Annotated in this window: 11 protein-coding genes; 9 read left to right on the top strand and 2 right to left on the bottom strand. The window is 47.8% G+C overall.

Features of this window, described 5'->3' with window-relative positions:
* Positions 1-7: 7 nt before the first annotated feature.
* A complete protein-coding gene (locus GXP22_00135; GenBank protein ID NOX07900.1) occupies positions 8-2,035 on the bottom strand; it encodes a methyl-accepting chemotaxis protein in 2,028 nt (675 codons plus the stop codon).
* A 219-nt stretch (positions 2,036-2,254) separates the two neighbouring features.
* On the opposite strand from GXP22_00135, the gene GXP22_00130 reads away from it, so the two are divergent.
* From GXP22_00130 to yjjJ, 9 genes are all read left to right on the top strand, one after another.
* The gene (locus tag GXP22_00130) at positions 2,255-2,683 is read left to right on the top strand and encodes a hypothetical protein (protein ID NOX07899.1); all 429 of its coding nucleotides are present in this window, start codon (positions 2,255-2,257) and stop codon (positions 2,681-2,683) included.
* Positions 2,684-2,716: 33 nt separating this feature from the next.
* A complete protein-coding gene (locus GXP22_00125) occupies positions 2,717-3,037 on the top strand; it encodes a P-II family nitrogen regulator (protein NOX07898.1) in 321 nt (106 codons plus the stop codon).
* Positions 3,038-3,048: 11 nt separating this feature from the next.
* Entirely contained in the window at positions 3,049-3,552 is a 504-nt protein-coding gene (locus tag GXP22_00120; GenBank protein NOX07897.1) for a YHS domain-containing protein, read from the top strand.
* A gap of 404 nt (positions 3,553-3,956) precedes the next feature.
* Positions 3,957-5,930, top strand: coding sequence for a transketolase (gene tkt, locus GXP22_00115; GenBank protein NOX07896.1), 1,974 nt, complete (start codon positions 3,957-3,959; stop codon positions 5,928-5,930).
* A gap of 48 nt (positions 5,931-5,978) precedes the next feature.
* Positions 5,979-6,980, top strand: a complete 1,002-nt coding sequence (gene gap / locus GXP22_00110; GenBank protein NOX07895.1) for a type I glyceraldehyde-3-phosphate dehydrogenase — start codon at positions 5,979-5,981, stop codon at positions 6,978-6,980.
* 270 nt (positions 6,981-7,250) lie between these two features.
* Positions 7,251-8,438, top strand: a complete 1,188-nt coding sequence (locus GXP22_00105) for a phosphoglycerate kinase (protein NOX07894.1) — start codon at positions 7,251-7,253, stop codon at positions 8,436-8,438.
* A gap of 43 nt (positions 8,439-8,481) precedes the next feature.
* Positions 8,482-9,921: a pyruvate kinase gene (pyk, locus tag GXP22_00100; protein NOX07893.1), complete on the top strand. Its 1,440-nt coding sequence runs from the start codon at positions 8,482-8,484 to the stop codon at positions 9,919-9,921.
* Positions 9,922-10,013: 92 nt separating this feature from the next.
* Entirely contained in the window at positions 10,014-11,078 is a 1,065-nt protein-coding gene (locus GXP22_00095) for a fructose-bisphosphate aldolase class II (protein ID NOX07892.1), read from the top strand.
* A 199-nt stretch (positions 11,079-11,277) separates the two neighbouring features.
* Positions 11,278-12,606 carry a type II toxin-antitoxin system HipA family toxin YjjJ gene (gene yjjJ, locus GXP22_00090; GenBank protein ID NOX07891.1) on the top strand — a complete coding sequence of 443 codons (1,329 nt, stop codon included), beginning with the start codon at positions 11,278-11,280 and terminating at the stop codon, positions 12,604-12,606.
* A 106-nt stretch (positions 12,607-12,712) separates the two neighbouring features.
* Here the strand turns inward: yjjJ and GXP22_00085 are convergent, their stop codons facing one another.
* Positions 12,713-13,612 carry a heterodisulfide reductase gene (locus tag GXP22_00085; protein ID NOX07890.1) on the bottom strand — a complete coding sequence of 300 codons (900 nt, stop codon included), beginning with the start codon at positions 13,610-13,612 and terminating at the stop codon, positions 12,713-12,715.
* Positions 13,613-13,617: the final 5 nt, after the last annotated feature.

The raw sequence follows: 13,617 nt of genomic DNA, 5'->3' as shown, positions 1-13,617 counted from the left end.
TTGACGTTTAATATTTAAACTGTGAAACCAACTGCTGTAACTCAGTTGCCAGTTGCGCCAGATTGTCACTGGCATTTGCCAGTTGATTAGAGGCCTGGGCATTTTCCTCGGCAACGTTGCTGATATTAACAATGTTGCGATTAATCTCTTCAGAGACGGCACTCTGTTCCTCGGAGGCGGTGGCAATCTGAAAATTCATATTACTGATAGTGGTAATAGACTCGGTGATTTCATTGAGCGAATTACCGGCATTGGAGGCACTTTCAACACTGGTGTGTGCCTTTTCCTGCCCCTGGGTTATGGCTGTCACAGCGGCTTGTGCTTGCGCCTGCAGGCTTGATATCATAGCCTCAATCTCGGTGGTTGATTCCTGGGTACGGCTGGCGAGGGTGCGTACCTCATCCGCCACTACGGCGAATCCACGCCCTTGTTCACCTGCACGGGCGGCCTCAATGGCGGCATTCAGTGCCAACAGATTGGTTTGTTCAGCAATACCCTTGATGACATCCAATACCGAGCCAATGGAATCGGCATCCTGAGATAACTTATTGATAACATTGGATCCTGTTTCAATCTCACCCGCCAGGGCGTTGATCGATGAGATGGTTTCGGTCACCACCTGTTGACCTGAGCGGGCATTCTGATCAGCCTGTTGCGCGGCATCTGCGGCTTGATTGGCGTTGGTGGCAACCTCTTGTACGGTGGCTGTCATTTCGGTAATGGCAGTAGCGACCTGCTCGGTCTGTTCTTGTTGCTGTTGTGATCCGACCTGGGTTTGATCAACAATATTGGAGACATCGCTGACCACGGATGATAAGTTGCCAACCCCTCCTGCCAGTTGTGAGACCAGTGCTTGTACCTTGCTGGCAAAGCTGTTGAAACCTTTTGCCAGCATGGCCATTTCTGATGTTCCTCGGTCATCCAGGCGGTGGGTCAGATCGCCTTCGCCTTCTGCCAGGTCTTTCATGGCGTTAACGGCGTTATTTATGGGTGCAATAATGATCTTTGCCATGAAAAATGCAACCAGAAGGCCGGCCAGTATGCCAAAGGTCGTACCCGATATAACCTTGGTGCTGGCATCAGAGGCTTGTTCCTGAAGGGCATTACTGGTGCTGGTAATGACGGATTTTAACTGGTCAACAAGGGTGTTAAGATTGATTTCAATCGTGTCTTCCAGTTGGCCGATCTCGTGCTTTACCAGCCAGGCATCTGTGCGGTAGCGGTCTGATCCGTGAACATCGGTTATTTCAGTGAGAAGTTTCTTATAGGTAGCATAGATTACCACCAGTCTTTCCATGTTTTCCTCCTGCTCGAAGGTATATAAGTCACTATTGGCGGTTATTATATTAATTTTACGGGCGATAACCTCGTGTATGGTTACCAGATTACGTACATTAATGTTCGAACGAAATGCTAGAAAGTTTCTTACCTCACTGAATAATTGTGAGATATAGAATCGAAGATCGTAGATGGTATGCCTTAATTCATTTCTGGAACCATCGGCATTGTCCTCGTCATAATCGGACTCGATCATTTGTGCCACTAACCCTTGAATCTCCTGGGCGATGGGACTGGCCCTTTCGGTAGCAATTTTTAGTGCCGGTATATTTTTCACATTGTCGTTGACCAGATCAACCATTTGCACCCGGTAAGCGGATAGTTTATCCAGGTCATTGCTGATGCCCGCTACCTGCGACTGATAGCTCTTGTTTTCAGTGACAAAACCAAATTGAGCGAGTTGATTGATGAGTTGGAGGGTTGTGTCCAGGTGCGATAGATAGCGATCTTTATAAGAATCTTCTTTGGTTAGCAGGTAAAAGCCTAATCCGTTACTGGCGGCCTCAATTTCACTTTCCAGGTGTTGTGCCGTGAGCACAACGGGTTGGATCTTTTCAGTGACCTCGCTGATGCCATCATTGAGTTGATTAAGGCGGTTTACTGTGTACAGGGAGATGAATAATAATATTGCCAGGATGAGAAGGAAGCCCATCCAGAGTTGGTTTCTAATGGACATGTTACGAAATAGATCAGTCATTGAGAAGTTCCTTAAAAGCTTTCAGTAGTGAACTTGTTGTTAAGTATGGTCTCTATAATTTATTGGTCAATGGAGCCTTTGTCGGCTCATCTTTGCGTAACATTACATAAACAGGGGAATATTTGCTATATTTTTTTAATGATTCAAATCTTTTTTGAGGTTTTAACGTATTGAATTTGGTAGGAATGGGTTCTATTCTTAATCGTAGAGGAGACCATTATGATGAATATGATGAAATTTATATTGGCGGTTTGTGTGATTGCCCCTGGTATCTTGTTGGCAGATCCCCCTTTGGTGTCACCGATTGTCTATATCCCCTTGGGGTTGGCCAATCAAGTGGTTGCTGTGGATGCCCCCAAGAATACGCAGGTACCCCGCGATGGGCGTTATGCTTCTGGCAGTGATTTGTTTGTAAGCAGCAAAAAAGATGATAGTCTGGTGGTGATTGATACTCAAACAGGTGTTAAGCGGAGAGTGAGTCTATCTCCCGCACCGGAAAACCTGAATGCCATTCGTGGTACAGCTAAGGTCTATATGTCCGATCGTAAGGAACCTATTGTATGGGAGGTTGATCAAAAAGATTCCAGGCCGCTGGAAACGATACCTTTACCTGCAGGTGACGGTCATCAGACGGCGGTTGTTGAGTGAAGATATTTTGTCTGAATATTTTAAGGAGAAATTATGGATTACAGAAAGGTGACAGCGATTATCCAGCCCTCGAAGCTGGAGGCGGTTGAGATAAGACTTAAGCAAATTAGCGTGCCGGGTGTCAGTGTGACCAAGGTGAAGGGCTATGGCCAGGTGCCTAATTTCTTTGAGAGCGACTGGACTTCGGCGCAGGCGCGTATTGAGATATTTATTGCGGCTAACAAAGTTGATGAGGTTGTTCAGGCGATTATGGAGGTGGCTTATACCGGGATAAAAGGCGATGGTATTATTGCTGTTTTACCAGTTGAGTCGTTGTATCATATTCGTTCCGGACAGCTGTTTGATGCCGATTGAGGGGCTTGTTTGTGACGATTTTGGATAAAAAACAGATGGAAGACCTGGTGTGTCACATGGTGGTTGATGACGATAGCCATGCCATAGAGTATAAAGGTCATGCCTATGCCTTTTGTTCGCGCCAGTGCCGGGATCGTTTTGAGGCCAATCCTCTTTTATATGTGGGTGGATATAATGATTCCTCACTTGAGCACGCCGGGCATGCGACTCTTAAAAAGAGAGTATTAAAACTGAAGGCTGCCTTAAGTGTAGATCAGTCGGCTGTTATTGTGGCGGCGCTGGAAGCGATGATGGGGATTGAGGCAGTTGTGGTTGAAACCGATCGTATCGTGATTACCTACGATTTGTTACAGGCAACGGTTGAACAGATTGAGGCAACGATAGAAAACAGCGGAGAGACGCTGGGTGGTGGTCTGGCTGCCGAGCTAAAGCGAGCATTTATCCATTATATTGAGGAGACTGAGCTGGATAATCTCGAACAACAGCAGGCCTCTGCCAAACCCGGTTGCCATTAGATTCATTATCGGACAGACCGGGGAGGTACGTTCTACCTTAAATCAATTGAATTATCTAATGCCCCCATTAGCCAGTATAATCGATAAGATGACTAATAATGACTTGATTTAGCCCCTGTCAGCCCCGTTTTCCGGTGTTTTTTTGGTCTTTTGGCGGTGATGCCATTATTTCTGAGTGGCTTTGTTTAGAGAGCCTGTTTCAGGGGTTAGATGTTTTTTCGGTTGCTGAATGTGTCCAAGTAAGCGAAAATGCTGTGCTCTGTGTGTTTCCAACATAGACACATGAGGAATCTTGATGCTGGGTTTTATATCCGGTAGCGGTATTTTTTACTGAATGATTAGCCTGCAATGATGGCTAATGGTTTATGTGATTATTTATATTTTCAATATTGTAGGAGGAAGCGATGTCATCGCGTAAAGAACTAGCTAATGCAGTCCGTGCTCTGAGTATGGATGCAGTACAGAAGGCCAATTCAGGTCACCCGGGCGCACCTATGGGCATGGCGGATATCGCTGAGGTTTTGTGGAATGGTTATATGAATCATAACCCGACCAACCCGAACTGGTCTAACCGTGATCGCTTTATCCTGTCAAATGGTCATGGCTCAATGCTGATCTATTCACTGTTGCATTTAACCGGTTACGATCTGAGTATTGATGATCTGAAAAACTTCCGTCAGTTACATTCAAAAACACCAGGGCATCCTGAATACGGTTATGCACCGGGTGTTGAGACGACAACCGGGCCCTTAGGTCAAGGTATTACTAATGGTGTCGGCATGGCGATTGCTGAAAAGGCATTAGCCGGTCACTTCAACCAGAAGGGTCACGATATCGTTGATCATAATACCTATGTCTTTATGGGTGATGGTTGTTTGATGGAAGGTATCTCGCATGAGGCTTGTTCCCTTGCCGGTACTCTCGGGTTGGGTAAGCTGATTGCCTTCTGGGATGATAATGGTATCTCGATTGATGGTAATGTTGAAGGCTGGTTTACTGATGACACCCCTAAACGTTTTGACTCTTACGGCTGGCATGTGATTGCCGATGTTGATGGGCATGATGCTGAATCACTCGTCAAGGCGATTGATGCCGCTAAGGCAATGACCGACAAGCCTACGCTGATTTGTTGTAAGACCACGATTGGCTTTGGCTCGCCTAATAAGGCCGGTTCACATGCCTGCCATGGTGCGCCACTGGGTGAAGAAGAAATTAATCTGACCAAGGCCGCTTTAGGTTGGGATCATGCGGCATTTGAAGTGCCTGCCGATGTCTACGCCGGTTGGGATGCAAAGGAAAAGGGTGCGACTACCGAGGCGGCATGGAATGACAAGTTTGCTGCCTATAAGTCAGCGCATCCTGAGCTGGCTGCTGAATATGAGCGTCGCATAGCCGGTGATCTGCCTGCCGACTGGGCAGAGAAATCAGCGGCTTATATTGCCTCTGTCAATGCCGATGCCAAGAGCCCTGCCACACGTCAGGCATCATTGGCGGCTATCGAAGCCTATTCACCCATGGTTCCCGAGATGTTTGGTGGTTCTGCTGATCTGGGTTGTTCAAATCTGACCGAATGGTCAGGTTACAAGCCAATGATTAATAATGACGATGCCAACTATCTGAATTATGGTGTGCGTGAGTTTGCTATGTCTGCCATTATGAATGGCATGACCTTGCACGGTGGTTTGATTCCCTTTGGCGCCACCTTCCTGATGTTCTCGGAATATGCACGTAATGCCTTGCGTATGGCGGCCTTGATGAAGATTCAAAGCATCTTTGTTTACTCCCATGACTCTATCGGTCTGGGTGAAGATGGCCCGACTCATCAGCCTGTTGAACAAATCCCTACTCTGCGCATGATTCCTAATATGGCGGTATGGCGGCCCTGTGATGCGGTTGAATCAGCGGTCTGTTGGGCGCAGGCTATTGAACGTAAGGATGGTCCTTCTACACTGATCTTCTCGCGTCAGGGTCTGCCGCATAATGAACGTACGGATGCCCAGATTGCTGATATTGCCAAGGGTGGTTATATTCTGAAAGATTGTGAAGGTACACCGGATGCCATCATTATTGGTACCGGTTCCGAGATTGCTTTGGCAACCGGTGCGGCTGAGGCCATGTCAGGTAAGAAGATTCGTGTGGTTTCCATGCCATCAACGAATTTATTTGATGCCCAGGATGATGCCTATCGCTCCTCTGTATTGATTAAGGGTGTTCCAACGGTTGCTGTTGAAGCCGCTGTTCCTGATGCCTGGTACAAGTATGCTGATGCAGTAGTGGGTATCAATCACTTCGGTGAATCTGCCCCGGCTGGCCAGCTATTTAAGGAATTTGGTTTTACTGTAGAGAATGTGGTTAAGACAGTAGAAGGCATACTGTAAAAGTCTACAAATAATTTATTTTAAGATAATATTTTAGGAGAAAGAACAATGACAATTAAAGTCGGTATTAATGGTTTCGGTCGTATCGGGCGCATGGCTTTCCGTGCGATTGCCAAAGATTTTTCAGACATCGAAGTAGTTGGTATTAATGACCTGCTGGATGCGGATTACCTGGCTTACATGTTGAAATATGATTCAGTACACGGTAATTTTGACGGTGATGTTGCTGTTGATGGTGGTAACCTTATTGTGAATGGTAAAACTATCCGTCTGACGGCTGAGCGTGATCCTGCTGATCTGAAGTGGAGCGACATCGGTGCTGATCTGGTGATTGAATGTACCGGTTTCTTCCTTACCGAAGAGACTTGTCAGAAGCACATTGATGCCGGTGCCAAGAAGGTTGTGATGTCTGCACCGTCTAAGGATGGTACACCCATGTTTGTGCATGGTGTTAACCATGACACCTACACCGGTCAGGCGATTATCTCTGCTGCCTCTTGTACCACTAACTGTCTGGCACCTGTTGCCAAGATCCTGAATGATACCTGGGGTATCAAACGTGGTCTGATGACAACGGTTCATGCGGCAACAGCAACACAGAAGACGGTTGATGGCCCCTCCATGAAGGACTGGCGTGGTGGTCGTGGTATTCTGGAAAATATCATTCCATCTTCAACCGGTGCTGCCAAGGCTGTGGGTGTGGTTCTGCCTGAGTTGAATGGTAAGCTGACCGGTATGGCGTTCCGCGTACCAACCTCAGACGTATCGGTTGTTGATCTGACGATTGAGCTGGAGAAAGAAGCCTCTTATGAAGAAATCTGTGCGGCTATGAAGGCGGCATCTGAGTCGGGTCCAATGAGTGAAACCCTGGGTTACACCGACGAGAAGGTGGTTTCTACCGACTTCCGTGGTTGTGGTAAATCTTCTATCTTTGATTCCGGTGCGGGTATTGCGCTTGACGGTACCTTCGTGAAGGTCGTTTCATGGTATGACAATGAGTATGGTTATACTTGCAACATGCTACGTTTTGTAGAGCATGTGTCTAAATAGGATGAGTGGATCTTTGCGCCCATAGCGGCGTTGCGGAAGTGATTTGAGTGCTCACGTACTAGTTGTACGCTCCGCGCTCAAATGACTTCCGCGCCTTGCTCTGAACGCAAATCTCTCACTCAGAGTGAACCAGAGTTTAAGAAAAATTCTGATTTACTGATCTTTAACTGACCCGAAATGGTTCGGGTCAGTTAATTATTAAAGGTGTTTGTTAAGCCCTGATGGGGTTTACCAAACAGTTTTGAAAAAATATAATTTAGGAGTTACATCATGGCTTTTATCAAGCTGACGGATCTGGATCTGGCGGGTAAGCGTGTTTTGATCCGTGCGGATATGAATGTCCCTGTTAAGGATGGCAAGGTAACATCGGATGCGCGTATTACCGCATCAATGCCCAGCATTGAACACTGCATGAAGGCAGGTGCCTCGGTGATGGTGATGTCACATCGTGGTCGTCCTGAAGAGGGTGTGGTGGATGAGGCTAACTCCATGCAGCCGATTGCGGATGTGATGTCTGCCAAGTTGGGTAAGACGGTACCATTGATTAAGGGTTATCTGGATAATGCCCCTGAGGTTGCTTCGGGTGATGTCGTGCTGCTGGAAAATGTACGCTTTAATGCCGGTGAGAAAAAGGATGATGAGGCACTGGCAAAACAATATGCCAGTCTATGTGATGTCTATGTGATGGATGCCTTTGGTACCTCACATCGTGCCCAGGCTTCGACGCATGGTGCGGGTGTGTTTGCACCAATAGCCTGTGCCGGTATCCTGCTGAGTGGTGAACTGGATGCACTGAATAGTGCCTTGGCTAATCCTGCTCGTCCAATGGTGGCGATTGTGGGTGGCTCCAAGGTGTCAACCAAGTTGACCGTGCTCGAAGCATTGTCCGAGAAGGTTGATCAATTAGTAGTGGGTGGCGGTATCGCCAATACCTTCCTCAAGGCAATGGGTAACAATGTGGGCAAGTCGCTGTGTGAAGATGATTTAGTGGATACCGCTAAAGCCCTGGTTAAAAAGATGGATGCACGCGGTGCCTCAATCCCCATTGCCGTTGATATTGTTTGTGGTAAGCAGTTTGATGAGAATGAACCGGCTGTATTGAAGGCTGCGGGCGATGCTTCTGATGATGATATGATTTTTGATATTGGGCCAAAATCCGCACAAGAGCTGGCTGATATTATCAGTAAGGCAGGCACTATTATCTGGAACGGCCCGGTGGGCGTATTTGAGTTTGATCAGTTTGGTGAGGGGACTAAAACAGTGGCAATGGCGATTGCCAATGCCGATGGTTTTTCTCTTGCCGGTGGTGGTGATACCATTGCTGCCATTCAAAAATATGATATCTATGATAAGGTGTCTTATATCTCGACAGCCGGTGGCGCCTTTCTCGAATTCCTTGAAGGCAAGACCTTACCCGCTGTCGCCATGCTGGAAAAACGAGCTGCTGAGGCTTCCTGATTGATATTTTTTCACACTAACCGAGAGTGAGTAGGCAATGTCCATGATGAAACGAACCAAGATTGTTGCCACTTTGGGGCCAGCTACCGATGACCCCAAGGTTCTGGATGACCTTATTCAGGCGGGTGTAGATGTCGTACGCGTGAATTTTTCACATGGTAGTGCTGAGGATCATATCAGGCGTGCCGAGACGGTGCGTAATCGTGCGCGTGCGCATGGTCGCCAGGTCGGTGTGTTGGCTGATTTGCAAGGTCCCAAGATTCGCATTGAACGTTTTATTGACGGCAAAATCACATTGAACGATGGTGATCAATTTGTGCTGGATGCGGCACTATCCTCCACCGAGGGCACCCAGGAACGGGTGGGTATCATGTATAAGGCGTTAACCGATGATGTCCGCCGTGGTGACACCTTGTTACTGGATGATGGTGCCATTGTACTGTGGGTGGATGAGGTTATTGATCAGGAGATTCGCTGCCGTGTTGTAGTGGGTGGTGAGCTCTCGAATAACAAGGGCATTAACCGCCAGGGTGGTGGTCTTTCTGCTGGAGCGATTACCGATAAGGATCGGGCTGATATCAAGATTGCTGCCGATATGCAGGCGGATTACATCGCCGTTTCCTTCCCGCGTAATGCTGAAGATATTCATGAGGCGCGTCGTTTATTGCGTGCCGCAGGTGGTCACGGTGGTATTGTTGCCAAGATTGAACGTGCCGAGGCACTCGATGAGCTGGAAGCGATTATTGAGGCGACGGATGTCGTGATGATTGCACGTGGTGATTTGGGTGTAGAGATTGGTGATGCTGAGTTACCCGCTGTACAAAAGCGTATTATCAAGATGTCGCGTGCCCAGGATCGTGTGGCAATTACGGCAACCCAGATGATGCAGTCGATGGTTGATAGCCCGATACCAACACGCGCCGAGGTGTTTGATGTTGCCAATGCGGTAATTGACGGCACTGATGCAGTGATGTTATCGGCTGAGACAGCCACCGGTAAATACCCGGTCAAGGCGGTTGAGGCGATGGTGCGTATCTGTCGTGAGGCTGAATTACAGCGTGGTACGCTGGCGGTTGATCGTCGTACCTATGCCGAGTTCAAGAGTATTGATGAGGCTATTGCCAAGGCCGCGATGTATACCGCTAATCAGTTGAATGTAAAGGCGATTGCCACCTTGACAGAATCAGGTTCAACCCCCTTGTGGATGTCACGTGTGAGTTCAGGTATTCCGATCTATGCCCTGACACGGCATGTGGAGACGCGTAGAAAGGTGACCATGTATCGCGGTGTTTATCCGGTGAGTTTTGATGTGACAACAACGGATCATGCGGAGATTAACCAGGAGGCGATTGATGAGCTGGTGCGTCGTGGCGCGGTGCGTGACGGTGATCGGGTTATCCTTACCAAGGGTGATCTCAGTGGTGTAGAGGGTGGTACCAATGCGATGAAGATCATCTGTGTTGGTGGTCTGTGCAAGACCTGAGTAATAACAATTGAATTAGTAAGCATATTCTATGTCTGTTATGGCGTAGAGTAGTATAAATATTTTAAGAATAGACATTTTAGGAGAGCATAATGGCATTAGTTTCACTTCGACAATTACTGGATCATGCTGCAGAACATAGCTATGGTTTACCTGCATTTAATGTAAACAATATGGAGCAGGTGCATGCCATCATGCGTGCTGCATCCGAGACCGATAGCCCGGTTATCATGCAGGGTTCTGCGGGTGCCCGTGGTTATGCTGGCGAACCCTTCCTGCGTCACCTGATTCTGGCGGCGATTGAGACCTATCCGAATATTCCGATCTGTATGCATCAGGATCATGGTGCTTCACCGGATGTTTGTCTGCGTTCACTACAAAGTGGCTTCTCCTCAGTTATGATGGATGGCTCGCTGGAGGCTGATGCCAAGACCCCTTCTTCCTTTGAATATAACGTCAATGTGACGCGTCAGGTGGTTGAGATGGCGCATGCGGGTGGTGTATCAGTTGAAGGTGAGTTAGGTTGCTTGGGTTCACTGGAAACCGGTGAGATGGGTGAGGAAGATGGCCATGGTGCCGAAGGCAAGCTGGATCTGGATCTGTTGTTGACTGACCCGGATGAAGCCGCTGACTTTGTTAAGAAGACCGGCGTTGATGCCCTCGCGATTGCGATTGGTACCTCTCATGGTGCCTACAAGTTCACCAAGGAGCCAACGGGTGAAATCCTGCGTATTGACCGTATCAAGGAGATTCATGCGCGTATCCCGAACACTCATTTGGTGATGCATGGTTCATCCTCTGTGCCGCAGGAATGGCTGAAGGTGATTAATGATTTCGGTGGTGATATGGGGCAGACCTATGGTGTACCTGTTGGAGAGATCGTTGAAGGCATTAAGAATGGTGTGCGTAAGGTGAATATTGATACCGATCTGCGTATGGCATCAACCGGTTCTGTGCGCCGTCATCTGGAACAGAACAAGTCCAACTTTGATCCACGCAAGTTCCTCAAGGAAGCCACTAACGGTATGACAGAGATCTGTAAGAATCGTTATGAGTCCTTTGGTTGTGCCGGTATGGGCAGCAAGATCAAGGTAATCTCTTTAGAGGCCATGTTTGAGCGTTATGCCTCGGGTGAGTTGGATCCAACCATTAAGTAGACGGTACAAAAAAATGGTGCGCAATGCGCACCCTACGGTGGATATTTGGTAGGGTGCGTACTACGCACCAATAAATAAGGGGGGAGGGCATTAGCTCTCCCCCCTTTTTTATTTATCTATTCAAAAAATGAATTAATATTGACCAATAAGGCTGTATTGGTCTAATATAACCTTATTGTATCTATTCTGGTATCTATTCATGCCGACTCTATCAGAGCGTTTAATTCGTTTGTTGAGCGATGCTGCCGTATTTTCATCAACGCAGTTACAGGCTCAGCTTGGGATCAGTCAGCCATCATTATCCAGGTTGGTAGGCAAGGAAGCTTCGAAAATACTGCGAATAGGTCGCGCACGTTCAACACGCTATGCACTATCTCGCTCGATATTTGGTGTGCAGGGTGAAATCCCAGTCTATGCTATTGATGAAAAGGGTCTGCCACAACAGTTGGCAAACCTGCATGGGATAGGATGTGATCAATTCTATATTGAAACAGAGAGCACTAGTTGTTGGTTAAAGGGCTGTGATAATAATGCTATGTATCCCTCATTACCTTATATCTTTGATGATCTTCGTCCGGAAGGGTTTATGGGGCGGCAGATTGCACGCAGTTTTGCTTCGCGTCTGGGATATCCTGCGGATGCCAGATACTGGTCTGTCGATCAGGTCGGTCGTTATTTAATGCAGGAAGGTTATGACTTGCCCGGGCATCTTATTTTAGGTGATTCAGCGTTACATGCCTTTCAGCATCGGTCGCTGGATGTGGTCGATGATCGTGAATCTGAGTACCCGGATCGTGCAAATGCAATCTTGAGCCAGTGGCAAGGTGGCTCATCTGCGGGTGGGGAACATCAGAAGTTTACAGTTTATACGCGTGATAAAGGTCATGCCATTGTTAAGTATTCTCCCGCCGGTGATTCGCCTGAGGCACGTCGTTGGCAGGATTTGTTGATTTGTGAATATCATGCGCTGAGTGCTATGCAGCAAGCAGGCAGGGCCACTGCCAATACGCAGTTATTTCAATTTTCCGGACGTGTATTTCTTGAGAGTCAGCGTTTTGATCGTGTTGGTGCATCGGGGCGAATGCCGATGATTTCACTGTTGGCCATTGATGCTGAATTTGTTGGCCTGGCACAGGGATGGTCGAAGGTAATGCATCAAATGTATCAGAAAAAATTGATCAGTTTAGATGATGAACATGATTGTATCTGGAATGAATTGTATGGACACTGGATTGGTAATACGGATATGCATCTTGGTAACCTGAGTCTGGCGCCAGGTAATACCGGTTTTAAATTACTCCCAGCCTACGATATGTTGCCAATGATCTATGCACCGGTACGTGGTGAGATTATTGAACGTAATTTTATTTTGCCAGTCAGGCCAATGCAGCATTTAGCACTGTGGCAATCATCGGGTGAGGTTGCTAGTGGGTTTTGGGAGTGCATCGCGGAGGATCAAAGGGTATCTGATCCTTTCAGGCGCATTGCAGAGAAGAATGCAGCAAGGATTCGGTTGAATAGCAGGTAATTAACAATGGTGCGCAATGCACACCCTACCGGTAGGGTGCGTACCACGCAGCAATAAAAAAGGGGGAAGAGCGTTAGCTCTTCCCCCTTATTTTGTCTCTGGCTTGCTATTTTCCGGCAATATCTTCCAGCTGTTTGGCACGGATGATCTGTCCATCCAGTCCCGCCTGCTTAACATTGCCGCCATAGGCAACACTCATTAGCTGGCTGTAATAGACCACTGGGATATCAAACTTGGTGCCATACTTCTGGTTGATCTGACCCTGATAGACTTCGACGTTTAACTGACAAACCGGGCAGGGTGTTGCAATCATATCAGCGCCATTATCATAGGCGGATTCAATAATACCCTTGATCAGCTCCTGGCTCTTTTCAGGCTCGGAGAAGGCTAAGGCACCACCACAACAGGATACCTTCTTCTCGTAGTCGCCACAGGCCTCAGCACCCATAGTCTCGATCATCTTGTCCAGGTATTTAGGGTTCTCAAAGGATTCACCATCAATACCAAAGGGACGATTGGTCTGACAACCGACATAGCCGGCGATCTTGATGCCTTCCAGTGGTTTCTTGACCGGTGCGCCCAGGCCGTCAAAACCGAAGTCTTCGATCAATACCTCAACCATGTGACGTACATTCTGGTTTGCCTTAACGCTTAGACCGGCCTCGGCCAATATCTGGTTGGTCTCGGTCATCAGTCCATCGTCCTGATGCAGGCGCTCCTGCGTCTCCTTGGTAGCGAGCCAGCAGGCAGCACAGGTGGCTACAATGTCTTGTGTCGGATTGGCCTGTTCACTCAATGCCAGGTTACGGGCAGACAATGCCATACGCGGGAGTTCACCACCACCGGCATAACCGATGGATGCCGAACAACAGTTCCAGTCCGGGATCTCGTTGAGCTGGATATCCAGCGTATCACAGATATTATTGACCGAGGTCTGGTAGTTGGAGGCAGAGGCTGCTTTTTGTGAGGAACAACCCGGGTAATATGAATATTCTTTCTTCGCCATGATGT

Source organism: Gammaproteobacteria bacterium, from assembly GCA_013151035.1.
In the GTDB taxonomy this organism is placed as follows: domain Bacteria; phylum Pseudomonadota; class Gammaproteobacteria; order JAADJB01; family JAADJB01; genus JAADJB01.
This window is presented reverse-complemented; position numbering and strand designations above follow the sequence as displayed.